This window comes from Geodermatophilus sp. CPCC 205761, from assembly GCF_051383655.1.
Taxonomy (GTDB): Bacteria; Actinomycetota; Actinomycetes; order Mycobacteriales; family Geodermatophilaceae; genus Geodermatophilus.
On sequence record NZ_JALPKQ010000015.1, the window covers coordinates 90,158 to 112,825 of the forward strand.

Here is a 22,668-nt window from a genome sequence, read left to right on the forward strand (position 1 = left end):
CGTCGTCGAGGGCTCTCGCGCATGCAGGGCGCATGACCGTGCCGACCACGCTATGGCGTGGCTCACACGAATGGGAAGCCGGGTGCAACCTTTCCGCTACCCCGCTCCGACCCCCTGGGAGAGTGGCCGCGTGGGAGGCAGCCCGGTCGTCGTGGTGGGCGCCGGCCCGGTCGGGCTGACCGCGGCCCTGCTCCTCGCCCGGCGCGGGCCGGCCGTGGTGGTGCTCGAGCGGCAGCCGGCCCCGTACGACCGGCCGCGCGCGGTGCACCTGGACGACGAGGCGCTGCGGGTGCTGGCCGACGCCGGGGTCGCCGCGCCGTTCCTGGCGGCCAGCCGGCCCATGGCCGGGCTGCGGCTGCTGGACGGGCGGCGGCGGGTCCTCGCGGAGTTCCGCCGGGACGTCGCCGGCGGGGTGCACGGCTGGCCGCAGGGCTCGATGTTCCACCAGCCCGACCTCGAGGACCTGCTGCTCGCCGCCGTCCGCCGCACCCCGGGCATCGAGCTGCGCACCGGCGTGGAGGTGGTGGGGCTGGGCCGCGACGGCGGGCTGAGCGTGACGGCCGTCGACCGCTCCTCGGGCGCCCGGACGGAGCTGGCCGCCGCCGCGGTGCTCGGCTGCGACGGCGCGAACAGCACCGTCCGCGGGTTGGCCGGGTTGCCGATGCGCGACCTCGGCCGCCCCGACCGCTGGCTGGTCGCCGACCTCCGCTCCGCCACGCCGCTGCCGGTGTGGCCCGGCGCGCACCAGGTCTGCGACCCGCACCGGCCGGCCACGTTCATGCCGGTCGCCGGCGACCGCTACCGCTGGGAGTTCCGGCTGCGGCCCGGGGAGACGGCCGACTCGCTGTCCGGCCGGCTGCCCGAGCTGCTGGCCCCGTTCGGCGCGGCGGACGCCGAGGTGGTGCGCGTCGCCGAGTACGCCTACCGGGCCCAGGTGGCCGACCGCTGGCGGGCGGGCCGGGTGCTGCTGGCCGGCGACGCGGCGCACCTGACCCCGCCGTTCATCGGGCAGGGTCTGGGCCTCGGGCTGCGCGACGTCCACCAGCTGTCCTGGAAGCTGGCGGCGGTGCTGGCCGGGGAGGCGGACGAGGCCCTGCTGGACACCCACGGCGCCGAGCGTGGCCCGCACGCCCGCTCCCTGGTGCGGGTCGCGCTGCTGATCGGCGTCCTCATGACCGGTGGCGGACGCGCAGCGGCGGTGCTGCGCCGGGGGGTGCTGGCCGGCGCCGGCCGGCTGCCCGCCGTCGCCGGGCTGGCCACCGACAGCCGGACGCCGCCACTGCGCCCGGGTCCGCTGGTGGTGCGGCGCGGCCGGGCGGGACGGCGGCTGGCCGGCACCCTGCTCCCACGCGCGCCGGTGGCCGACGGCGGCCGGACCTGCCCGGTGGACGACGTCCTGGGGGCCGGGTGGGCGCGGGTGCGGCTGCTGCGGCCGGGGCGGGTGGCGGTGCGTCCGCGGGGCGGCGCGGAGGTCGAGGTGGCCGACGTCGAGGGCGTGCTGACCGCGTGGCTGCGGCGGGCCGGGGCGGCCGAGGTCGTCGTCCGCCCGGACCGGATCGTCGCGTCCGCGCGCTGACCCGTGCGGACCGGCTCGCGGCGGCTGGGCATCCTGGCGGGGTGAGCTACGACGTCGACGCCGTCCGGTCCTGCTTCCCGGCGCTGCGTGCCGGGGCCGCGCACTTCGACGGTCCGGGTGGGTCGCAGGTGCCCGAGTCGGTCGCCGCGGCGGTCGCGGCCACGCTGACCGCACCGATCGCCAACCGCGGCCGGGTGACGCAGGCGGAGCGCAACGCCGACGACGTCGTCGTGGCCGCGCGCCGGGCGGTCGCGGACCTCGTCGGCGGGGACCCCGGCGGGGTCGTGTTCGGGCGCAGCATGACCGCGCTGACCTATGACCTGTCCCGCGCGCTGTCCGCGGAGTGGGGCCCCGGCGACGAGGTGGTGGTGACCCGGCTGGACCACGACGCCAACGTCCGGCCGTGGGTGCAGGCGGCGCAGCGGAGCGGGGCGACCGTCCGGTGGGCGGAGTTCGACCCGGCCACCGGGGAGCTCCCGCCCGAGGCGGTCGGCCGGCTGCTCACCGACCGGACCCGGCTGGTGGCGGTGACCGGGGCGTCCAACCTCATCGGCACGCGCCCGGACGTCGCCGCGATCACCGCCCTGGCGTCGGCCGCCGGGGCGCTCAGCTACGTCGACGGGGTCCACCTGACCGCGCACGCCCCGGTGGACGTCGCGGAGCTCGGCGCGGACTTCTACGCCTGCTCCCCGTACAAGTTCCTCGGCCCGCACTGCGGCTGCGTCGTCGCGGCGCCCGCCCTGCTGGAGACGCTGCACACCGACAAGCTGCTGCCCTCCACCGATGCCGTCCCCGAGCGGTTCGAGCTGGGCACGCTGCCCTACGAGCTGCTGGCCGGGACGACCGCGGCGGTCGACTTCCTCGCTGGCCTCGGCGGCCCCGAGGGCGACCGCCGGGCGCGGCTGCGCGCCGGCCTGGCGGCGGTGGCGGCGCACGAGGACCGGCTCCGGGAGCGCATCGACGACGCCCTCGGCGCGCTGCCCGGGGTGACGGTGTGGTCGCGGGCGCGGTGGCGCACGCCCACCCTGCTGCTGACCTTCGCCGGGCGGGACGCCTCCGACGCCGCGCGCGCGCTCGCCGCTCGCGGGGTCAACGCCCCGGCCGGCTCCTTCTACGCGATCGAGGCCTCGCGGTGGCTCGGGCTGGGCGACGCCGGCGGCCTGCGGGTTGGGCTGGCGCCGTACACCGACGACTCCGACGTCTACCGCCTGCTGGCCGGCCTGGAGGCGTGGGCCGCCGGCTGACAGCGGTCCGGCTGGACGGCGAGGCCGGCTGGACGGGCGGGGCCGGCTGGACGCAGCCTGGGAAGTTGCTGTGATCAACCGTCTGCCAGGCCGGTCGCACCGTCGGTGAGGACACGACCGCGAGCGGGTGCCCACCCCCCACAACAGGGCGCTGGACGCGCCCCACCTTCCGGGTGGGAGGCCGTCGACCTGCCGGGGACTCTTTCGGCGATACCAGCTCGGGGGTCCCGGAAGGAGCCACAACCGTGCCCAACCCTCGTCTCACCCGCCGCGACGCCCTCAAGGTGGGAGCCTTCGGGGCGGCCGCCGTGGCGCTGCCGTTCGCCGCGACGCTCCACGCGGCATCGGCGTCGAAGATCGCGGCCAGCAAGCTGCCGAAGCCGTACACCGTCCCCTTCGACGCGCCGGACCCCGCGGTCGGCACCGTTACCACCGCCCACGGCGGAGCCACCTTCTACCGCCTCGAGCAGAAGCTCGCGACGCCGGAGATCATCCCCGGCTTCAAGACCCCCCTCTTCGGCTACAACGGCCTGGTCCCCGGCCCGACGATCATCGTCAACCAGAACGAGCGGGTCGTCGTCCGCCAGGTGAACTCCCTGCCGGAGAACCACCCGGCGCTCGCCTACCGGGACTGGACCTCCACCCACCTGCACGGCTCGCCGTCCAAGCCGCAGTACGACGGTTACGCCAGCGACATCACCCAGCCGGGCGAGTGGAAGGACTACGTCTACGAGAACACGATGAACGCCCGCACGCTCTGGTACCACGACCACGGCGTGCACCACACCGCCGAGAACGCCTACATGGGCCTGGCCGCCATGTACATCGCCTACGACCCGGTGGAGCGGGGGCTGCCGCTGCCCAAGGGCTACAAGAAGTACGACTGGCCGCTGATCCTCAGCGACAAGGCGTTCGCCGCCGACGGGTCCCTGCTGATGGACGACCGGGGCCACTCCGGCATCTACGGCGACGTGGTCCTCGTGAACGGCCGGCCGTGGCCGACGCAGAAGGTCCAGCGCCGCAAGTACCGGTACCGGGTGCTCAACGCCTCCACGGGCCGCAGCTACCGGCTCGCGCTGAGCGACGCCTCGTCGTTCCAGGTGATCGCCACCGATGGCGGCCTCATGCAGGCGCCGCAGACGATCACGGACTTCCGGATCGGCATGGCCGAGCGGTACGAGATCGTCATCGACTTCGCGAAGTACCAGGCCGGCACCAGGGTCCAGCTGGTCAACAAGGGCCTGCCGAACTCCCCGAACTTCGACAACACCGACAAGGTCATGCAGTTCGAGGTCGTCGCGGACCCCCCGGAGGACCTGGCGAACAACGCCGTCCCCGACGTCCTCTTCCCGGGGACGCCGGCGATGGACCTCACCCGGGGCCAGGTCAAGCGCGAGCTGCAGGTCACCCGCGACAACGGCATCTGGACCCTCGGCGGGCTCACGTGGGACCAGGTCGTCGAGTCCGAGTACGACAAGGTCTTCGCCAACCCGCAGCCGGGGACGACCGGCGTCACCGAGCAGTGGACGATCGTCAACAGGTCCGGCGGCTGGTTCCACCCGGTGCACATCCACCTCGTGGACTTCAAGATCGTGGCGCGCGACGGCAAGCCCCCGCACCCCTACGAGAAGGGGCCCAAGGACGTCGTCTACGTCGGCGAGAACGAGCGGGTGGACCTGCTCATGCGCTTCCGGCCGGAGGACCACGGGCGGTACATGATCCACTGCCACAACCTGTCCCACGAGGACCACGACATGATGACCCAGTTCCGGGTGGGCGACGAGAAGCCGGTCCGCGCCGACGCCGACCACCCCGAGCTGGGCGCGCACTTCACCGACGGCGACCCGTTCCTCGACGACGACGGCGAGCAGGTGGCCTGCGACGTGGACGACCCGATCTTCGCCGCGCACCCCTGCGCGCACGGGGAGACCGAGGTCTGAGCGACCCGCGTCCCTCCGCCGGCCCCGGGCACGGGGCCGGCGGAGGCGTCAGCGGGTGCGCAGCGTGGGGAAGCCGGCGGCGAGCTGGTCGAACGCGGTGTGCAGGTCGTCGGCGAGGGACGTCGTGCCGTCGGCGAGCCACACCTCGAAGGCCGTCGTCGCCGCGGCGCGGGTGGTCGTCGCGACCAGGCGCGGGAGCAGCGCGGCGGGCGTCTCGCCGGTGCGCCGGCCGACGTGCTCGGCGACCACCCGGTCGACGTCGGCGTAGCGCACCTGGGAGTGCGCCTGCAGCGCCGGCTCGCCGAGGATCAGCGCCATCCGCTGGCGCAGCATCGGCAGGTCGGCCGCGGCGTAGGCGTTGACCTCGACGTAGGCCGCGCAGATGGAGGCCAGCACCGGCTGGTCGGTGCGGGCGGTGGCGAGCAGGTGGTCCAGCCGGTCGACGTGCGACGCGAAGTCGCCCCACACCGCGTCGGCCTTGGTGGCGAAGTAGCGGAAGAAGGTGCGCCGGCTGATCCCCGCCACGTCGGCGATCTCGTCGGTGGTGACCTGCTCGAAGCCCTTGCGGGCGAACAGGTCCAGCGCCGCCTGCTCGATGCGGGCGCGGGTGTCGGCGCGCGCATCGGGCAGCAGGTCCGTCACGGGTCCATCTTGCGCCACACCGGAGCCGAACCGGCGCGACTGCACGGCGCGCACCGCCGCCCGGTCCCCCGGACGCGGGACCCGCTGGCGGCGGCCCGCCCGGCCGGACCCCGGTGTTGCCGGTGGCACTGGGTGTCACTAACGTCCCCTTCGCTCCGTAACCCCGATCACAGGAGGCGCCATGCCAGAGACCACCGACACCCAGGCCGCCGAGGCGCCCGCCGCGGAAGAGGTCCTGGTCGAGGAGTCGCTCGTCGAGGAGGTCTCCATCGACGGCATGTGCGGGGTGTACTGATCGACGCCCCCGCCGCGACGCCGGCGGCACCCGTGAGTGACGCCGGCGTCGCACCCTCGTTCGACCCGTCCCTGCCCTGGCGACGGGCCCGCTCGGTGGCGCTGCGCCCCGAGCCGTTCGGCGCGCTGGTCTACCACTTCGGCAACCGGAAGCTGTCCTTCCTCAAGTCGAAGACGCTGGTCACCGTCGTCGAGACGCTCGCCGACCACCCCAGCGCCGAGGCCACCCTCGTCGCGTGCGGGGTTCCCGAGTCCCAGCGGCCCGCCTACGTCAAGGCGCTGGCCGACCTCGCACGTTCGCAGATGATCGAAGTCCGGGAGAGCCCTGCATGAGCACCCCACGACGTTGCGCCGCTCCGCTCCACGACGCAGCGGGGACCCCGCGGTGACCGCCGTCCTGCCGTCCCGCGCCCCCGTCCCCGAACGCCCCGTCGGCGGCCGGCTCATCGACCAGTTCGAGTACGGGCTGGACGCGCCGATCTGCCTGACCTGGGAGCTCACCTACGCCTGCAACCTGGCGTGCGTGCACTGCCTGTCCTCGTCGGGCCGGCGGGACCCCCGCGAGCTCAGCACCGCCGAGGCCGAGGCGGTCATCGACGAGCTGCAGCGGATGCAGGTCTTCTACGTCAACGTCGGCGGCGGCGAGCCCACCGTGCGGCCGGACTTCTGGCACCTGCTCGACTACGCGATCGACCACCAGGTCGGGGTCAAGTTCTCGACCAACGGCGTGAAGCTCGACAAGACCCGCGCCGCGCAGCTGGCCCGCACCGACTACGTCGACGTCCAGATCTCCCTCGACGGCGCGACCGCCGAGGTCAACGACGCCGTCCGCGGGACCGGCTCGTTCGCCACCGCCACCCGGGCGCTGGAGAACCTGGCCGAGGCCGGGATGAAGGACTTCAAGGTCTCGGTCGTCGTCACCCGGGAGAACGCCGGCCAGCTCGACCAGTTCAAGGCGCTCACCGACTCCTACGGCGCCCAGCTCCGGATCACCCGGCTGCGCCCGTCCGGCCGCGGCGCCGACGTCTGGGACCAGCTGCACCCCACCCAGCAGCAGCAGCGGGAGCTCTACTCCTGGCTGCTGGCCAACGGCGAGCACGTCCTGACCGGTGACTCGTTCTTCCACCTGTCCGCCTTCGGCGAGGCCCTGCCCGGCCTGAACCTGTGCGGCGCGGGCCGCGTGGTGTGCCTGATCGACCCGGTGGGCGACGTCTACGCCTGCCCGTTCGCCATCCACGAGAACTTCCTCGCCGGCAACGTCCGGGACGAGGGCGGCTTCCAGCGGGTGTGGCAGCGGTCGGAGCTGTTCGCCGACCTGCGCAGCCCCCAGACCGGCGGCGCGTGCACCAAGTGCAGCCACTTCGACGCCTGTCGCGGCGGGTGCATGGCGGCCAAGTTCTTCACCGGCCTGCCGCTCGACGGGCCCGACCCCGAGTGCGTGCAGGGCTACGGCGAGGCGGCCCTGGCCTCCCGCGACCTCGAGCTGGTCACGCCCCGGAGCCACATCGACCACTCGCACACGGGCCCGGTCCGCGGCCAGCCGACGCTGCTCGGCATGCCGTCCGTCCCGCCCGCGAAGATCTGCGACGAGTCGCCGCTGGCCGGGCTCGACCTGCGCTGAGACTCCTCGACCCGCTGGTCCTGGCGGGCCGGACGGCGCCCTCGCGGGTGCTGTTCGGCCCGCACGAGACCAACCTCGGTCGCGGGCGGTCGCTGTCGGAGCGGCACGTCGGCTACTACGCCCGCCGGGCCGCCGGCGGTTGCGGGGTGCTGGTCACCGAGACCGCCTCGGTGCACGGCAGCGACTGGCCCTACGAGCGCGCTCCGCTGGCCGCGGACTGCGGCCCCGGCTGGGCCGACGTCGTCGCCGCCTGCCGACGGCACGGCACGCTCGTCCTCGCCGGCCTGGGCCACACCGGCGGGCAGGGCACCTCGGCGTACGCGCAGACCGCGCTGTGGGCGCCGTCCCGGGTGCCCGACGTCGCCACCCGCGAGGTGCCGGCCGAGATGGAGCTGCCCGAGATCGTCGCGCTGGTCGACGGCTTCGCGGCGGCCACCCGCCTCGCCACGGCGGCCGGGGTGGACGGCGTGGAGGTCGACGCCGGGCCGCGGTCGCTGCTGCGCCAGTTCGCCTCCGGGCTGACCAACACCCGTACCGACGCCCACGGCACCGACCGGTGGCGGCTGCTGCGCGAGGTGCTGTCCGCCGTCCGCGGAGAGCTCGGGTCGGGGCGGGTGCTGGCGCTGCGGCTCTCCTGCGACGAGGGGGCGCCGTGGGCCGGGATCACGCCCGAGGTGGCCTGCGCCGCCGTCGCCGGGCTCGCCCCGCTCGTCGACCTGCTGGTCGTCGTCCGGGGCAGCGCGCTCGCGCCGTCGGCCTACCGGCCCGACGGGCACACCCCGCCGGGCTCCACCACCGGGCTGGCCCGGGCCGTGCGCGCCGCGGCCGGCGGGACGCCGGTGGTGCTGCAGGGCTCGGTGGTCGACGTCGCCGCGGCCGAGGCCGCGCTGGCCGGCGGGGTCGCCGACGCCGTGGAGATGACCCGCGCGCAGATCGCCGAGGCCGACCTGGTGGCCCGGGTCCGGGCGGGTCTGCCGGTACGGCCGTGCACCCTGTGCAACCAGGCCTGCCAGGTGCGCGACGTCCGGAACCCGCTGGTCAGCTGCGTCGCCGACCCGGGGAGCGGCCACGAGACCGAGGAGCCGGCCCCGGAGGGCAGAGATGGCCATCCCTGCCCTCCGGAGCGGGAGGTCACCGTCCTGGGTGGCGGGCCGGCCGGGCTCGAGGCCGCGCGGGTGCTGGCCGGTGCGGGGGCGGCCGTCCGGCTGGTGGAACGGTCGGACCGTCTGGGCGGGGCACTGCCGCTGGTCGCGGCGCTCCCCGGGCGCGAGCGCTTCACCGACCTGGCCCGGTGGCTGGCCGACGAGTGCCGGCGGCTGGGGGTCCGCGTCGAGCTCGGCACGGCCGCGGCGGACGGCGACGTCGTCGCGACCGGCGCGCGTCCGCGGCCGCCCGCACCCGTCGGCGCGGTCGCCGCCGCCGACGTCCTCGCCGGCGCCGAACTCCCGGCCGGTCCGGTGGTCGTGCACGACCCCGCCGGCGGTCCGGCCGGCACGGGTGTGGCCGAGCTGCTGGCCGCGGAGGGCCGGCCGGTCACCGTGGTGACGCCGGACGACGTCGTCGGCGCGCGGCTCGGCGGCGACCTGGCGCCGGCCAACACCCGGCTGCTGCGGGCGGGGGTGCGGCGCGAGACCGGGTGCGTGCTGCGGGCGGTCGGCGACGGCGAAGCCGTGGTCGCGGACCGCTGGACGGGGGAGGAGCGCCGCATCCCCTGCGCCGTGCTGGTCGACGCCGGCCCCCCGCTGCCCGGCGAGCCGTCGGGCTCCGGGATCCCCGCGGGGGACGTCGTCGCGCCGCGCACCGTGCTGGAGGCGGTGCTGGAGGGCCGGCGGGCCGCGTTCGCCGTGCTCGCGGGAACGGGAGGTTGTCCGCCGGCATAAGGGCCGCATAGTTTGTGGCCCACCTCACAGCGCGTGACACGGAGGAGCGGCATGGGCAGGCTCGACGGCAAGGTCGTCTTCATCACCGGTGCGGGGCGGGGCATGGGCCGCAGCCACGCGGTCCGGTTGGCGCGCGAGGGCGCCGACGTCATCGGGATGGACATCTGCGGGCCGATCCCGAGCGCGAACGGCCCGGTGACCACGCCGGAGGACCTCGCCGAGACCGTCCGCGCCGTGGAGTCGCTGGACCGTCGCATGGTGTCCTTCCAGGCGAACGTCACCGACGAGGAGGCGCTCACCGCGGGCCTGGCCGAGGGCGTGGCCCAGCTCGGCCGGCTCGACGTCGCCGTCGCCAACGCCGGCATCGGCGTCCCGCCGCACGAGGTCGCCGAGACGCCGGCGCAGGAGTGGCGGGACATGATCGAGACCAACCTGACCGGCGTCTTCCTCACCGCCAAGGCGGCGATCCCGCACCTGCGCGCGCACGGGGACGGCGGCGCGCTCATCCTGATCAGCTCCGCGCTCGGCCTGCGCGGCATGCAGAACGTCGCCTCCTACGTGGCCGCCAAGCACGGCGTGGTCGGGCTGATGCGCAGCCTGGCGATCGAGCTCGCCCCCGACAGGATCCGGGTCAACTCGATCCACCCGACGAACGTGGACACGCCCCTGATCCAGAACGAGAACGTCTACAAGCTCTTCCGGCCCGACCTCGAGCACCCCACCCGCGACGACGTGAGCGACGTCTTCCAGTCGCTCAACCTGCTCGCGACGCCGTGGGTGCAGCCGGAGGACGTCAGCGAGGCGGTGCTGTACCTGGCCGCGGACTCCGGTCGCTTCGTCACCGGCACCCGCCACACCGTCGACGCCGGCTGGATCACCAAGTGACCGGGGCGCGGTGAGCAGCACCGCGCCGTCCCGAGAAGAGGGGAGCACGCCGTCATGGGCAAACTGGAGGGCAAGGTCGCGTTCATCACGGGGGCCGCGCGCGGGCAGGGACGCTCGCACGCCGTCCGCCTCGCCCAGGAGGGCGCCGACATCATCGCCGTCGACCTCTGCGAGCAGATCGGCACCGTCCCCTACCCGATGGCGACGCCGCAGGACCTCGACCAGACGGTCAAGGAGGTCGAGGCGCTCGACCGGCGGATCGTGGCCGGCCAGGCCGACGTGCGCAGCATCTCCGCCCTGCGGGACGCCGTCCGGGACGGCGTGGCCCAGCTGGGCCGGCTCGACATCGTGCTCGCCAACGCCGGGATCGCCCCGGTGGGCGACGGCGACGACCCCGACCAGGCGTGGCAGGACGTCATCGACGTGAACCTCACCGGCGTCTGGAACACCCTGCGGGCGGCGACCCCGGCGATGGTCGAGGGTGGCGGGGGTGGCGCGATCGTCATCACCAGCTCCACCGCCGGCCTCAAGGGCATCGGCGGCGAGGCGGCGGGCATGCTCGGCTACACCGCGGCCAAGCACGGCGTCGTGGGCCTCATGCGCTCGTACGCCACCGCCCTCGCACCGCACAGCATCCGGGTGAACAGCGTGCACCCGACCGCGGTGAACACCCCGATGGTGGTCAACGACTTCATGCAGAAGTGGCTGGAGGAGGACCCCGCCATCGCCGGCGCGATGACCAACATGCTGCCGGTGGAGATGATCGAACCGGTCGACATCAGCAACGCCATCGTCTGGCTGGTCAGCGACGACGCCCGGTACGTCACGGGCGTGACCCTGCCCGTCGACGCCGGCTTCACCACCAAGTAGGGAGTGGGAACGTGCCAGGACGCGTCGAGGGCAAGGTCGCCTTCATCACGGGGGCGGCCCGCAGCCAGGGCCGCAGTCACGCGCTGCGGCTGGCGCAGGAGGGTGCCGACATCATCGCCGTCGACATCTGCGAGCCGGTGCCGAGCATCCAGATGTACCCGCCGGCCACCGAGGAGGACCTCGCCGAGACGGTCCGCCAGGTGGAGGCGCTCGACCGGCGGATCGTGGCCACCAAGGCCGACGTCCGGGACACCGCGGGACTCAGGGCGGCGGTGGACGACGGGGTGTCGCAGCTGGGCCGGCTGGACATCGTGCTGGCCAACGCCGGCGTCTTCGAGCTGGCGCCGGCGCTGGAGCTCGGCGACGACGCGTGGCAGGAGATGATCGACATCAACCTCACCGGCGTCTGGAACACCTGCAAGGTGGCGCTGCCGCACCTGATCGACGGCGGCCGCGGCGGGTCCATCGTCATCACCAGCTCGACCGCCGGGCTCAAGGGGACGGCGAACACCATCCACTACACCGCGGCCAAGCACGGCGTCATCGGCATCATGCGGACGCTGGCCAACGAGTTCGGCAAGCAGGCGATCCGGGTCAACACGGTGCACCCCACCGGCGTCGACACGGTGATGATCCAGAACCCGAAGACCTGGGGGCTGTTCACCCCGGACGACCCGGAGCCCAGCCGGGAGAAGTTCGCCGAGCTGTTCGAGACGCTGCACCCGCTGCCGGTGTCCTACGTGGACCCGGTCGACATCTCGAACGCGATCCTGTTCCTCGTCTCCGACGAGGCGCGCTACATCACCGGCGTCACCCTGCCCGTCGACGCCGGCTACACCATCCGCTGAGCGCACCGGGTGCGGCGGCCGGCCGCCGCACCCGGGCCGTCAGAGGTCGACCTTCGCGTTCTCGCCGGCGTCGATGCGCTGACCGGTGGCCTTGGCCTTCACGAAGCTGAACGCGGTCGCCAGGCGTCCGCCGGGGGCGTCCCAGTACTCCGCGGAGTCGGCGTCGACCTTCACGAGGACCACCGAGGGGTCCTCGGGCCCCTGGGGCAGCCACGCCTCGGCGCCGCTGTTCCACAGCTCCTTCTTCTTCGCCGGGTCGGTGACGACGAGGGCGTGCCCGGTCAGCGACACCCACGTGCCCCCGGAGCCGACGCCCACGTTGACCTCGGGCGACGCCGCGATGTGGGTGATCCAGTCGGAGTCCCGCTCCGCGAAGAACCACAGGTCGCCGTCGAACTCGACCTCCTGCAGCGCCATGGGGCGGCTGGTCAGCTTCCCCTCGGGCGTCGTGGTGGTGAGGAAGCCGAAGCGCTCCCCCTGGAGGAGCTCGGCGACCTTGCGGGTGTCCTCGGCGCTCATGTCGTCCTCTCGTCCTGGAACCGGTGTCCTCCCCTCCCTGCCCACGCCGCCGGACCCCGACACCGCAGGGCAGAAATGGCCATTTCCGCCCTCGAGGGGCCTTTGTGGCCACGATGACCCTCAGAGGGCGTCGAGGTAGCGCCAGGCGCCGTCCTCGCGGACGAACCGGCTGACCTCGTGCTGGGAACCCGTCTCGCCCTCGTGCCGGTACCAGGCGCGGAACTCGACGGTCCCCTCGCCGGCCAGCAGCCCGCCGCCGGTGGTCGCGAGCACGTCGAGCCCGGTCCAGCGCACCGCGGGGTCGAGCGCCAGCGACGCCGGCCGCGTCGCCGGGTGCCAGGTGGCCAGCAGGTACGCCGGGTCGCCGACGGCGAAGGCGCTGTAGCGCGACCGCATGAGCTGCTCGGCGGTCGCCGCGGCGGCGGTGCCCTCGAGCAGCCGGCCGCAGCACTCGGGGTAGGGCAGACCGGTGCCGCACGGGCAGTGTCGCGGTGCCATGCGGGAGAGTGTCCCGGGCTGGTCGGGCGGGAGGAGGCGGAGTGGGACACGAGCGGCTGTCCGCCCCGCTCCGGGTCGGCCCGGTCACCGTCCCCCGCCGGGTCGTCTTCCCGGCCCACCTCACCAACTACGCCGTCGACGGGCTGCCCACCGCGCGGCACGCCGCCTACTACGCGGCCCGGGCCGCCGGCGGCGCCGGCCTGGTGGTCACCGAGGAGTCCACGACCGACCCGGCCGACCGGCCCTACGAGAAGCTGGTCCGCGGGCACGACCCCGCCGTCCTACCCGGGTACCGGCTGGTCACCGACGCCGTCCACGCGCACGGGGTGCCGGTGTTCGCGCAGCTCAACCACAACGGCGGGCAGTCCGACGGCCGGCACACCCGCCGGCCGGTGACCGCACCGTCCGCCGTCCCGGACCCGCTGTTCCGCGAGGTGCCACGGGCGGCGACCACCGCCGAGATCGCCCGGCTGGTCGCGGGCTACGCCGACGTCGCGGCCCGCTGCGCCGCGGGCGGGTTCGACGGCGTGGAGGTGCAGGGCTCGCAGTCCTCGCTGGTCCGCCAGTTCCTGTCCCGCGCCACCAACCGGCGCACCGACGGCTACGGCGGTCCGCTCGAGCACCGCGCCCGCTTCCTGGTCGAGGTGCTCACCGCGGTCCGGGAGGCGCTCGGGCCCGGTCGCGCGCTGGGCGTCCGGCTGGCCGGCGAGGAGGGGGTGGACGACGGGACGACGCTCGACGAGGCGGTCGCCACCGCCCGGCTGCTCGCCGCCCGCGGCCTGGTCGACTACGTGAGCACCACCGTCGGCGTCGCGACGGCGACCCTCCACCTCGTCATCCCGCCGATGACCACCCCGCCCGGCTACGCGCGGCACGTCGCGGCCGCCATCCGGGCCGCGGTCGACGTCCCGGTCATCGGGGTCGGCCGGTTCCTGACCCCTGGCCAGGCCGAGCGGGCGCTGGCCGACGGGGACTGCGACCTCGTCGGCGTCGTCCGCGGTCAGATCGCCGACCCCCAGTTCGCCGCCAAGGCGCTCGCCGGCCGGGCCGGGGAGATCCGCACCTGCCTGGGCTGCAACCAGGAGTGCGCCGGAGCCGTGGGGGTGAACCGGCCGCTGGGCTGCGTGACCAACCCCCGCGCCGGGCGGGAGGCGCCGCTCCCGGTGCCGGTCCGCCGCCGCCGGGTGCTCGTCGTCGGCGGCGGGCCGGCCGGGCTCCGGGCCGCCGCGACGGCGGCTCAGCGCGGGCACGCGGTCACCCTGCTGGAGCGGGGAACGGCGACCGGCGGCGCGATCCGCCTCGCGGCGTCGGCCCCCGGCCGGGAGGGGCTGCGGCCGCTGGTCGACGACCTGGCCGCCGAGTGCGCCCGGGCCGGCGTCGACGTCCGGACCGGGGTGCGGGCGACCGCCGACGTCGTCCGCGCGCAGGCCCCCGACGTCGTCGTCCTCGCCACCGGCGCGCGCCCGGCCCGGCCCGCGTGGGCGGGGGGAAGCGACCGGGTGGTCGACGTGCGGGAGGTGCTCGCGGGCGGGGCCGCCCCCGCCGGCGACGTCCTGGTCGTCGACGAGCTGGGTGCGGCGGCCGCGACCTCCGTCGCCGAGCTGCTCGCCGGGCGCGGCTGCACGGTCGAGGTGACCACCGCGGCGATGGTCGTGGGCCAGGACCTCGGCCTGACCCTCGACCTGCCGCGCTGGCGCCGCCGGGCCGCCGAGCTGGGCATCCGGCTGGGCACCGACCGGGTGGTCGAGGGGATCGAGGGACGGCTCGTCCGGCTGCTGCACCACCCGACCGGGGTCGTCGAGACCCGCACCGTCGACCGGGTGGTGGTCGCGGCGCCGGCCGAGCCCGCCGACGAGCTGTGGCGGACGCTGCGCGGCAGCGGGCTGGAGGTGCACCGGATCGGCGACTGCCTCGCCCCGCGCCGGGCCTCGGCGGCCACCCTGGACGGCGAGCGGCTGGGCGCGGCCCTCTAACGCTCGTACCGGGTGCGCAGGCCGGCGACCAGCAGGTCCAGGCCGAACTCGAAGGTGGTGCGGTGCGGCTCGTCGAGCACCTCGGTGATCGCGGCCAGCAGGGTCGGGTGCCCGGCCAGGATCTCCTCGCGCAGCGCGGTGAGCTCGGCGTCGTCCTTCGTGGGCAGCGGCTGGCCGGCGCTGCGCTCGGCCTCGGCCTGCCACTCGATCGCGCTGCCGAGCACGTAGGAGCCCAGGGCGAACAGGGCGTGCTGGGCGTCCCCCGGGGCCAGGCCGGCGTCGACGAGGACGGCGAGGGCGCGGTCGATCGAGGCCAGGCTGTCCCGGCTCGGCCGGTTCCCGGCCAGCACGCGGGGGGCGTCCCGGGTGGCGACGAGCGCGTCGAACATCCGCTCGGCGTCCGCCCGCAGCCACTCCCACCAGGGCTGTCCCGGCGCGGGCCCGGCGTGGTCGACCCCCGCGCGGCGCAGCAGCTCCTCGGCCATGAGGTCCATGAGCTGGCGCTTGTTGTCCACGTGCCAGTAGAGCGTCGGCCCGGCGACGCCGAGCCGCGCCGCGATCCGCCGGAACGACACCGCCTCCAGACCGCCCTCGGCCAGCAGGGCCAGGGCCGCGTCGACGACCGCCTCGCGGGTCACCGGGGAGCGCTCTGCCGCTTTCACGCTTGACACCCTAACGGTGTTAGAGAACTCTCCTCGCCGTGCCTGACGCTGCGAGAGTGCCGGCCATCGAGGTGGCCGGGTTGACCAAGACCTACAAGACCGGCGACTCCGTCGTCGAGGCGGTCAAGGGGATCGACCTGCGGGTGGAGACCGGGCAGACCTACGGCTTCCTCGGCCCCAACGGGGCGGGCAAGTCCACGACCATCGAGATGCTCTGCACGATCCGGAACCCCAGTGCCGGCGCGGCCCGGGTGGCCGGCTTCGACGTCGTCCGCCAGCGCGACCAGGTGCGCCGCCGGATCGGCCTGGTCTTCCAGCAGCAGACGCTGGACCTGCAGCTCACCGCCGAGCAGAACCTGCGCTTCCACGCCGAGCTCTACGGCCTGCCGCGCGCGGTCGCCGAGCGCCGCATTCGCGAGGTGCTGGAGATGGTGGCGCTGACCGACCGCCGCACCGACACGGTGCAGCGCTTCTCCGGCGGGATGAAGCGCCGGCTGGAGATCGCCCGCGGGCTGGTGCACGCCCCGCAGGTGCTCTTCCTCGACGAGCCGACGATCGGCCTGGACCCGCAGACGCGCGCCGCGATCTGGGACTACCTGCACGACCTGCGCCGGACGACGGAGATCACCGTCTTCGTCACCACGCACTACATGGACGAGGCCGAGCACTGCGACCGGATCGCGATCATGGACCACGGGGAGATCGTCGTGGAGGACACGCCGGAGGCGCTCAAGTCCAGCATCGGCACCGACCGGATCGCGTTGCGCACCGACGACGACGAGCTGGCGATCGCCCGCGTCCGCGAGCGGCTGGGCATCGAGGCGGGCATCCACGAGGGCCAGGTGACCCTCGCCGTCGCGCACGGCGCGCAGGTCGTGCCCCGGCTGTTCACCGAGCTCGGCGTCGGCATCCGGTCGGTCACCGTGACCCGCCCCAGCCTGGACGACGTCTTCCTGACCTACACCGGCCGCACCATCCGCGACTCCGAGGGGCCCGGGCACCCGGCGTTCCCCTTCGCCGGGAGGCGATGACATGACCGACTCCGTCGACGAGCACGACATGACGACCCGCGACACCGCCGTTCCGCCCGCGCCGAGCCCGGAACTGCTGCCCGAGGTCCGCAGCGACCTCGCCCACGAGCTGCGCGCCACCTGGGTCGTCATGCGCCGGGAGCTGATCCGGCTGCGCCAGGACAAGGCCCGCATCCTCACCATGCTGCTGCAGCCGGTGCTGTTCATCTTCGTGATGGGCACCGGGCTGGCCAGCATCGTCGACACGGGCGGCGGCACCAGCTTCCGCACGTTCCTCTTCCCCGGCGTGCTGGCGACGTCGGTGCTGTTCACCGCCGCGTTCGCCGGCATCTCGCTGGTGTGGGACCGGGAGTTCGGGTTCCTGCGCGAGATGATGGTCGCGCCGATCTCCCGCGAGGCGATCATCTGGGGCAAGTGCCTCGGCGGCGCCGTCGTCGCCACCGTGCAGAGCCTGGTGCTGCTGGCGCTGGTCGGCACCGTCGGCATCCCCTACTCGCCGCCGCTGCTGCTCGCCCTGGTCGGCTGCCTGTTCCTCGGCTCGCTGCTGCTGACCGCGCTGGGCGTGCTGCTCTCCACCCGGATCAAGACCATCCAGACGGCGATGCCGGTCAGCCAGCTGCTGATCATGCCGATGATGTTCCTGTCGGGCGCGCTGTTCCCGGTCTCCGCGTTGCCCGACTGGCTCGCCGTCCTGACCCGGCTCAACCCGCTCACCTACGTGGTCCAGCCGATGCGGTACCTGACCCTGCAGCACCTGGCCCTGACCGCGGAGGAGCGCGAGCGGCTGCTCCCGGTGCTCACCTGGTGGGGCTGGGAGGTGCCGGTCGGCGTCCAGCTGCTCACCGTCGCCGTCATCACCCTCGGCCTGGTCACCCTCGCGGCACGGGTCTTCCGGACGACGGAGTGACAGGACCCCGTCCTCCTCGCCGCTCGCAGCGGGACCCTGGACGGGGCCGTCCGTAGGCTGCCCCGGTGAGTTCCCTCGCCGGGGCGTTCTGGCCCGAGCTGCCCGAGCGCCCGCTCCTCCTCGTTCCGCTCGGCGCGGTCGAGCAGCACGGCCACCACCTCCCCCTGGCGACCGACACCACGGTCGCCTGCGCGGTCGCCGGGACCGCCGTCGACGACCTGGACGGCGCGCTGCTGGCCCCGGCTCTGGCCTACGGCGCCAGCGGGGAGCACGAGGGCTTCCCGGGCACCGTGTCGATCGGCACCGAGGCCCTGACCGGGCTGCTCGTGGAGTACGGGCGGTCGGCGTGCCGCTGGGCCGGCCGGCTGGTGCTGGTGAACGGGCACGGCGGCAACCTCGACGCGCTGCGCACGGCGGTCCCGCAGCTGCGGTCGGAGGGCCGGGACGTCGCCTGGTTCCCGTGCGGGTCGCCCGGCGCCGACGCGCACGCCGGCCGCACCGAGACGTCGCTGGTGTTGCACGTGGAACCTCGGGCGGTGCGGCTGGACCGGGCGGTGGCGGGGGAGACCGCCCCGATCGCCGAGCTGCTGCCGCGGCTGCGCGCCGAGGGCGTCCGCGGGGTCAGCCCCACCGGCGTCCTCGGCGACCCGGCCGGCGCCTCGGCGGAGGAGGGCGCCGCGCTGCTGGCGGACCTGGCCGGCCGCCTGGCCGGCGCCGTAGGAGCGTGGGACGTCGACCCGGCCGGCCGGCTGCGGGGCTGAGCGCGGACTTCCGCGGTGTGGGCGTCAGCCGCTCGCGGCGCCTGTGCGGGTCCCCGCGCACCGTGTGGTGATCTCGGCAGGGCGTCGGCCGGGACGACCCCGGCGGGCGAGATCCGGGCGCTGTCAGACAGTCCGGTCGGCCTGCGTACGGACGCGGAAGCGGAGGATGGTGGCGTCGCCCGACCGCGTGCTGCTGATCGGTTCCAGATCTGTCCGCGCCACGCCCGGTGACGAGAAGCGGATGCCGTCGCCGAGCAGGACCGGCAGGACGTACACCAGGATCTCGTCGACGAGTCCCCGCTGCAGGCACTGGCCGGCCACGTCGGCACCGAGGATCTCGAGGTCCTTGCCGCCGGCAGCGTCCAGTGCCGTGGCGACCGCTTCGCCGATGTCGCCGGTGAGGATCGTGACGTTCGCGTTCGGCGGCACCAGCGGCCTGTGGGTGAGGAGGAACATGGATCCGGAGAAGGGGTAGTCGGCGCTGCCCGGCTTCTCGGCCTTCATCCGCTCGCCCACCTCCCAGGTCCGCCGGCCGACGAGCATGGCGCCGGTGGCCGCTGCGATCTGCGCGAGATCGTCCGGTGCCACGAAGTCGGCGAGATCCCGGTCGTCCCCCCAGTCCATGGAATCGCCGGGACCGGCGATGAAGCCGTCGAGCGACATGCACCGGTTCACGACGACCTTGCTGCTCACGTCACGACCGCCATCCCCGGTTCGTCACCGCACGTCTGCCCTCTCCCGAGCCGACGTCTGCGAGACCTCGGCGCGCTGTCACGGGTCGGATCTTCCCGCCCGTCGAGGCAGTCGGGGAAGTGCCGCGCCAACTCGACCACGCGTGACGACCCGGCCGGGCAGTGCCTACGTCACGGGTAGCGGCACCGAGGGCGTGCCGAGACTGCGGGCGAAGCCGAACTGCAGGGCGGCGTCACGGTCGGCGATGAACCGCTGGGACACCGCGGCGTGCGGGACCATGCGGTCGAACCCGTGGTGGGCGGCCCGGTAGACGTGCAGCTCGGTCGGGACGCCTGCCCGCATGAGGCGCTGGGCGTAGTCGATGTCCTCGTCGACGAACAGGTCGAGCTCCCCGGTCAGCACGGTCGCCGGGGGGAGACCGGCCAGGTTCTCCATCCGGGTCGGCGCGGCATAGGGAGAGACGTCGTCCGTGCCGTACGCGTCACCGAGGTAGCCGCGCCAGCCGATCTCGTTGCTCGTGCGGTTCCACACCTGGGCGTCGGTCACCAGATGGCTGAACGGTGTGGAGTTGGTGTCGTCGAGCATCGGGTAGATGAGCAACTGGTGGGCGACGGTGAACTCGCCACGATCGCGGACGAGCAGAGCGAGCCCGGCGGTCGAGCCCCCACCGGAGCTGTGCCCGCCGATCACGATCCGGCTCGGGTCGATGCCCAGCTCGTCGGCCTGGGAGACGGTCCAGGCCAGGCCGGCGTAACAGTCCTCGGCAGGTGCCGGGAAGGGGTGCTCGGGCGCTCTGCGCCAGTCGACCGAGACGACGACGCACTCGTGCCTGTCGACGATCTCCTGGCAGAACTGGTCGTCCATGTCGGGAGCCGTCAGGACGTAGCCGCCGCCTTGGGTCCAGTACAGACACGGCAGCAGCCCCGAGGCGGCGGCGACGGGACGGAAGACCCGGACCATGACGTCGGGATTGCCGTCGCGTCCGGGCGCCATGTGGTCCGCGTGGCTGACGCGCGGGTTGGGACCGCCGGTGTTGATCTGCGCGTAGAGCTCCGCGAGCGAGGCGCGAGCGGCCGGGATGTCGGTGAGGTCGAGCGCCGGGATCTGCTCGACGACGACCCGCAGCTCCGGGTCGAGACGGTCCATGATCGACACGCGTGCCTCCTGGTCGGCAACCGGTCACATCGAAGGGTGGGGAACGCTACGCCCGGCCGGTGGTGCCCGGAAGTCGCGGTCGGGTGGCTGCCCCGGCCCGGGTCAGTCGGAGAAGGGGGTGCGCGGCCGCGCCTGCCGCACGCCGTCGACGACGACGTCGACCTTCTCGTCGTAGAAGGCCACCAGCCCCGCGATGGCGAGCATCTCGCGGGTCGGGAAGTCGTAGGACCACGCGAGGTCCGGGCGCACCGTGCCGCCGAGCTCGACCGACCAGTACGCGCTCGTCTGACCCTTGTAGGGGCACTGGGTCCGGGTCGCGCTGGGCACGAGGTGGGTGAAGTCGACCGCGGAGCGGGGGAAGTAGGTGCGCGGCGGCAGCCCGGTCTCGAACACCACGACCGGTGACGAGGACTCCGCCAGCACGGCGCCGTCGAGCTCGACCCGCACGTGCCGGGTGGAGCGGAGCGCGTCGACCCGCGAGTAGGGGTTGCGCGGGTGGACGAAGACCTCCTCGTCCTCCTCGAACCACGCGTCCAGCGCCGACCACTCGAACCGGACGGTGTCCCGCAGCGGCTCGGGGGCGTCGGCGCCGTACAGCCACGCCGCACCGGGCCGGCGCACGTCCCCGGCCACGAGCGCGGCCCGGCGGGCGGTGCCGCGCGGTGTCGCCTCCGTCGTCCCCTCGTCGGCCAGCAGCGCGGTGTCGACGTCGGCGAGCGGGACGTAGTACTGCGGATACGGCGGCCACTCCCACACGTAGCGGGCGCGCACGGTGTCCAGGACGGGCTGGCCGGCCAGGAACGCGCGCACCCGGCGCGGCGCGGGCGCGACGGCGTCGGCCGGGACGAACGACGGCGGGTACTCGGACACCGGGCCTCCTCTGCCGGCAGGGCGCTCCGGGCGGACGGTTATCGTCCGAAGCATGGCAGCGCCGCCCGGTTGGTTGGTCGTCGTCGACTACCAGGAGGTCTTCCGCGACCCCGGCTCCCCCTGGACGACACCCCGCTTCGACGAGATCCGGCCGCGGGTCCGCTCGCTCGTGGAGGCCTTCGGCGACCGGGTGGTGTTCACCCGGTTCGTCGTGCCCGAGGAGCCGACCGGCGCCTGGGTGGACTACTACGCGAAGTACGCCTACTTCCGCGAGCCGCACGCGATCCCGCTGTTCCAGCTCTCCGAGGACCCGGGCGACCGTCCCGTGGTCGACGCCCCGACCTTCGGCAAGTGGGTCCCGGCCGTCACGGAGCTGGTCGGCGGCGGGCCGGTGACCGTCGCCGGCGTCGCCACCGACTGCTGCGTGCTCTCGACCGTGCTCCCCGCGGCCGACGCCGGCGTGCCGGTGCGCGTGGTCGCCGACGCGTGCGCCGGGGCGAGCGACGAGGCGCACGAGGACACGCTGCAGGTCCTCGGCTGCTACGCCCCGCTGATCGAGGTGACGACGACCGCCGAGGTGCTCGCCGAGGGATGACCTCGGTCCCCGCGCCGCCCCCGGACCGGCTGCCCGACGGGTTCGCCGTCCGGCTCGACCCGCGCACCCGGCGGCGGGACGGGGGGACGGCGCTGCTCGGCGGCTCACCCCTGCGGCTGCTCCGCCTGCTGCCCCGGGCCCGCGACCTGCTGCGCGGCGACCGGCTGGTCGTCGGCGACGCCGCGACCGCCGCGCTCGCCGCCCGGCTGCTCGACGCCGGGCTGGCCCACCCCGAGCCGGTCGCCGCGGCCTCGGCCGACCTCACCGTCGTGGTCCCCGTGAAGGACCGCCCGGCCGAGCTGGACCGGCTGCTCGGCGCCCTGCGGGCGGATCGCGCCACCGCCGCCGTCCCGGTGGTCGTGGTGGACGACGGCTCCGCGGACCCGGCCGCGGTGTGCGCGACGGCCGGCCGGCACGGCGCGCGGGTGCTGCGCCACGACGTCAGCCGCGGCCCCGCCGCCGCCCGCAACGCCGGGCTGGCCGCGGCCGGCACCGACCTCGTCGCCTTCCTCGACTCGGACTGCGTGCCGCGGCCGGGCTGGTCCGGGGTGCTCGCCGGCCACACCGCCGATCCGCGCCTGGCCCTCGTCGCCCCCCGGATCACCGCGCTGGAGTCCGCCGCCGGCGGGTGGGTGGAGCGCTACGAGGCGGCGGTCAGCGCCCTCGACATGGGGCGGCACCCCGCCCGGGTCGCTGCGGGGACGGCGGTCTCCTACGTGCCCAGCGCCGCGCTGCTGGCCCGCCGCGGCGCCCTCGGGACGGGGTTCGACGAGTCGATGCGCGTGGCCGAGGACGTCGACCTGGTCTGGCGGCTCACCGTGGCCGGCTGGCGGGTGCGCTACGAGCCGGCGGCCGCCGTCGCGCACGAGCACCCCGCGACCACGCGGGAGTGGCTGCGCCGGCGGGCCTTCTACGGCACCGGCGCCGCGCAGCTCGCCGCCCGGCACGGCGCGGCCGTCGCCCCGGTGGTCGTCTCGCCGTCGACGGCGGCGGCCTGCGCGCTGCTCCTCTCCGGACGCCGCCCCGCCGTGCTGGCGGCCGGCGGGGTCCTCGCCGTGACCGCGGGCCGGCTGGCCCGGAGGCTGGCGCGGCCCGGGCAGCGGGCGCCGGCCGGGCTGGCCGCTGTCCTGGTGCTGCGCGGGAGCGCCGCCGCCGGCCGCACGCTGGCCCGCTCGGCCACCCGGCACCACTGGCCGCTGAAGTC

23 protein-coding genes are annotated in these 22,668 nt (G+C 74.8%); 16 read left to right on the forward strand and 7 right to left on the reverse strand.

Annotated features, from left to right (window positions below):
- Positions 1-130 precede the first annotated feature (130 nt).
- The 3 genes from MY526_RS11680 (at position 131) to MY526_RS11690 (ending at position 4,760) form a co-directional block, all read left to right on the forward strand.
- Positions 131-1,576, forward strand: coding sequence for a bifunctional 3-(3-hydroxy-phenyl)propionate/3-hydroxycinnamic acid hydroxylase (locus tag MY526_RS11680; RefSeq protein WP_436692017.1), 1,446 nt, complete (start codon positions 131-133; stop codon positions 1,574-1,576).
- A gap of 41 nt (positions 1,577-1,617) precedes the next feature.
- The gene (locus MY526_RS11685) at positions 1,618-2,820 is read left to right on the forward strand and encodes a cysteine desulfurase-like protein (RefSeq protein ID WP_436703926.1); all 1,203 of its coding nucleotides are present in this window, start codon (positions 1,618-1,620) and stop codon (positions 2,818-2,820) included.
- A gap of 245 nt (positions 2,821-3,065) precedes the next feature.
- A complete protein-coding gene (locus tag MY526_RS11690) occupies positions 3,066-4,760 on the forward strand; it encodes a multicopper oxidase family protein (RefSeq protein WP_436692019.1) in 1,695 nt (564 codons plus the stop codon).
- Between the two features lie 48 nt (positions 4,761-4,808).
- Here MY526_RS11690 and mftR read toward each other — a convergent pair whose 3' ends face one another.
- Entirely contained in the window at positions 4,809-5,402 is a 594-nt protein-coding gene (gene mftR, locus MY526_RS11695) for a mycofactocin system transcriptional regulator (RefSeq protein ID WP_436692020.1), read from the reverse strand.
- Between the two features lie 181 nt (positions 5,403-5,583).
- Here mftR and mftA point away from each other — a divergent pair, with 181 nt between their 5' ends.
- The 7 genes from mftA to MY526_RS11730 are packed head-to-tail and all read left to right on the forward strand — an operon-like array spanning position 5,584 to position 11,800.
- Positions 5,584-5,697 carry a mycofactocin precursor MftA gene (gene mftA / locus MY526_RS11700; protein ID WP_436692021.1) on the forward strand — a complete coding sequence of 38 codons (114 nt, stop codon included), beginning with the start codon at positions 5,584-5,586 and terminating at the stop codon, positions 5,695-5,697.
- A gap of 32 nt (positions 5,698-5,729) precedes the next feature.
- On the forward strand, positions 5,730-6,029 hold the full coding sequence (gene mftB, locus MY526_RS11705; RefSeq protein WP_436692022.1) for a mycofactocin biosynthesis chaperone MftB: 300 nt from the start codon (positions 5,730-5,732) through the stop codon (positions 6,027-6,029).
- 52 nt (positions 6,030-6,081) lie between these two features.
- Positions 6,082-7,317, forward strand: a complete 1,236-nt coding sequence (gene mftC, locus MY526_RS11710; RefSeq protein WP_436703927.1) for a mycofactocin radical SAM maturase — start codon at positions 6,082-6,084, stop codon at positions 7,315-7,317.
- Between the two features lie 14 nt (positions 7,318-7,331).
- Positions 7,332-9,197, forward strand: coding sequence for a mycofactocin system FadH/OYE family oxidoreductase 1 (locus tag MY526_RS11715; RefSeq protein WP_436703932.1), 1,866 nt, complete (start codon positions 7,332-7,334; stop codon positions 9,195-9,197).
- 51 nt (positions 9,198-9,248) lie between these two features.
- Positions 9,249-10,082 (forward strand): mycofactocin-coupled SDR family oxidoreductase, encoded by an 834-nt coding sequence (locus tag MY526_RS11720; protein ID WP_436692024.1) that lies wholly within the window; start codon positions 9,249-9,251, stop codon positions 10,080-10,082.
- Between the two features lie 54 nt (positions 10,083-10,136).
- Positions 10,137-10,952, forward strand: coding sequence for a mycofactocin-coupled SDR family oxidoreductase (locus MY526_RS11725; RefSeq protein WP_436692025.1), 816 nt, complete (start codon positions 10,137-10,139; stop codon positions 10,950-10,952).
- Between the two features lie 11 nt (positions 10,953-10,963).
- Complete coding sequence (locus MY526_RS11730) at positions 10,964-11,800, forward strand: mycofactocin-coupled SDR family oxidoreductase (protein WP_436692026.1); 837 nt, start codon at positions 10,964-10,966, stop codon at positions 11,798-11,800.
- A 39-nt stretch (positions 11,801-11,839) separates the two neighbouring features.
- Here the strand turns inward: MY526_RS11730 and MY526_RS11735 are convergent, their stop codons facing one another.
- Both MY526_RS11735 and MY526_RS11740 read right to left on the reverse strand, forming a co-directional pair.
- Complete coding sequence (locus MY526_RS11735) at positions 11,840-12,319, reverse strand: pyridoxamine 5'-phosphate oxidase family protein (RefSeq protein WP_436692027.1); 480 nt, start codon at positions 12,317-12,319, stop codon at positions 11,840-11,842.
- A 120-nt stretch (positions 12,320-12,439) separates the two neighbouring features.
- Positions 12,440-12,817: a YchJ family protein gene (locus tag MY526_RS11740; protein WP_436692028.1), complete on the reverse strand. Its 378-nt coding sequence runs from the start codon at positions 12,815-12,817 to the stop codon at positions 12,440-12,442.
- A 41-nt stretch (positions 12,818-12,858) separates the two neighbouring features.
- On the opposite strand from MY526_RS11740, the gene MY526_RS11745 reads away from it, so the two are divergent.
- On the forward strand, positions 12,859-14,790 hold the full coding sequence (locus MY526_RS11745) for a mycofactocin system FadH/OYE family oxidoreductase 2 (RefSeq protein ID WP_436703928.1): 1,932 nt from the start codon (positions 12,859-12,861) through the stop codon (positions 14,788-14,790).
- Here MY526_RS11745 and MY526_RS11750 read toward each other — a convergent pair.
- Positions 14,787-15,452, reverse strand: coding sequence for a TetR/AcrR family transcriptional regulator C-terminal domain-containing protein (locus MY526_RS11750; RefSeq protein ID WP_436692030.1), 666 nt, complete (start codon positions 15,450-15,452; stop codon positions 14,787-14,789). The genes MY526_RS11745 and MY526_RS11750 overlap by 4 nt on opposite strands.
- 56 nt (positions 15,453-15,508) lie before the next feature.
- Here MY526_RS11750 and MY526_RS11755 point away from each other — a divergent pair, with 56 nt between their 5' ends.
- The 3 genes from MY526_RS11755 to mftE all read left to right on the forward strand — a co-directional run bounded on the left by MY526_RS11755 (position 15,509) and on the right by mftE (position 18,151).
- A complete protein-coding gene (locus MY526_RS11755; protein WP_436692031.1) occupies positions 15,509-16,483 on the forward strand; it encodes an ATP-binding cassette domain-containing protein in 975 nt (324 codons plus the stop codon).
- Between the two features lies 1 nt (position 16,484).
- Positions 16,485-17,390, forward strand: a complete 906-nt coding sequence (locus MY526_RS11760; RefSeq protein WP_436692032.1) for an ABC transporter permease — start codon at positions 16,485-16,487, stop codon at positions 17,388-17,390.
- A gap of 65 nt (positions 17,391-17,455) precedes the next feature.
- Positions 17,456-18,151: a mycofactocin biosynthesis peptidyl-dipeptidase MftE gene (gene mftE / locus MY526_RS11765; protein ID WP_436703929.1), complete on the forward strand. Its 696-nt coding sequence runs from the start codon at positions 17,456-17,458 to the stop codon at positions 18,149-18,151.
- Positions 18,152-18,274: 123 nt separating this feature from the next.
- On the opposite strand, the gene MY526_RS11770 is transcribed toward mftE, so the two are convergent.
- From MY526_RS11770 to MY526_RS11780, 3 genes are all read right to left on the reverse strand, one after another.
- Complete coding sequence (locus tag MY526_RS11770; RefSeq protein ID WP_436692034.1) at positions 18,275-18,844, reverse strand: dihydrofolate reductase family protein; 570 nt, start codon at positions 18,842-18,844, stop codon at positions 18,275-18,277.
- A gap of 165 nt (positions 18,845-19,009) precedes the next feature.
- The gene (locus tag MY526_RS11775) at positions 19,010-19,990 is read right to left on the reverse strand and encodes an alpha/beta hydrolase (RefSeq protein ID WP_436692040.1); all 981 of its coding nucleotides are present in this window, start codon (positions 19,988-19,990) and stop codon (positions 19,010-19,012) included.
- A 111-nt stretch (positions 19,991-20,101) separates the two neighbouring features.
- Positions 20,102-20,869, reverse strand: coding sequence for a DUF427 domain-containing protein (locus MY526_RS11780; RefSeq protein WP_436703930.1), 768 nt, complete (start codon positions 20,867-20,869; stop codon positions 20,102-20,104).
- Between the two features lie 52 nt (positions 20,870-20,921).
- On the opposite strand from MY526_RS11780, the gene MY526_RS11785 reads away from it, so the two are divergent.
- Together MY526_RS11785 and mftF are read left to right on the forward strand one after the other, a co-directional pair.
- A complete protein-coding gene (locus MY526_RS11785; protein WP_436692036.1) occupies positions 20,922-21,464 on the forward strand; it encodes a cysteine hydrolase family protein in 543 nt (180 codons plus the stop codon).
- Positions 21,461-22,668: mycofactocin biosynthesis glycosyltransferase MftF (gene mftF / locus MY526_RS11790; RefSeq protein WP_436703931.1), on the forward strand; the 1,208-nt coding region annotated here is incomplete at its 3' end. The genes MY526_RS11785 and mftF, both read left to right, overlap by 4 nt.

Excerpts from the sequence above, each read along its gene's own strand:
- mftA (WP_436692021.1), top strand. The coding sequence starts at position 5,584 with ATGCCAGAGACCACCGACACCCAGGCCGCCGAGGCGCCCGCCGCGGAA.
- MY526_RS11720 (WP_436692024.1), top strand. The coding sequence starts at position 9,249 with ATGGGCAGGCTCGACGGCAAGGTCGTCTTCATCACCGGTGCGGGGCGG.
- MY526_RS11725 (WP_436692025.1), top strand. The coding sequence starts at position 10,137 with ATGGGCAAACTGGAGGGCAAGGTCGCGTTCATCACGGGGGCCGCGCGC.
- MY526_RS11735 (WP_436692027.1), bottom strand. The coding sequence starts at position 12,319 with ATGAGCGCCGAGGACACCCGCAAGGTCGCCGAGCTCCTCCAGGGGGAG.
- MY526_RS11740 (WP_436692028.1), bottom strand. The coding sequence starts at position 12,817 with ATGGCACCGCGACACTGCCCGTGCGGCACCGGTCTGCCCTACCCCGAG.
- MY526_RS11760 (WP_436692032.1), top strand. The coding sequence starts at position 16,485 with ATGACCGACTCCGTCGACGAGCACGACATGACGACCCGCGACACCGCC.
- MY526_RS11775 (WP_436692040.1), bottom strand. The coding sequence starts at position 19,990 with ATGGACCGTCTCGACCCGGAGCTGCGGGTCGTCGTCGAGCAGATCCCG.
- MY526_RS11785 (WP_436692036.1), top strand. The coding sequence starts at position 20,922 with ATGGCAGCGCCGCCCGGTTGGTTGGTCGTCGTCGACTACCAGGAGGTC.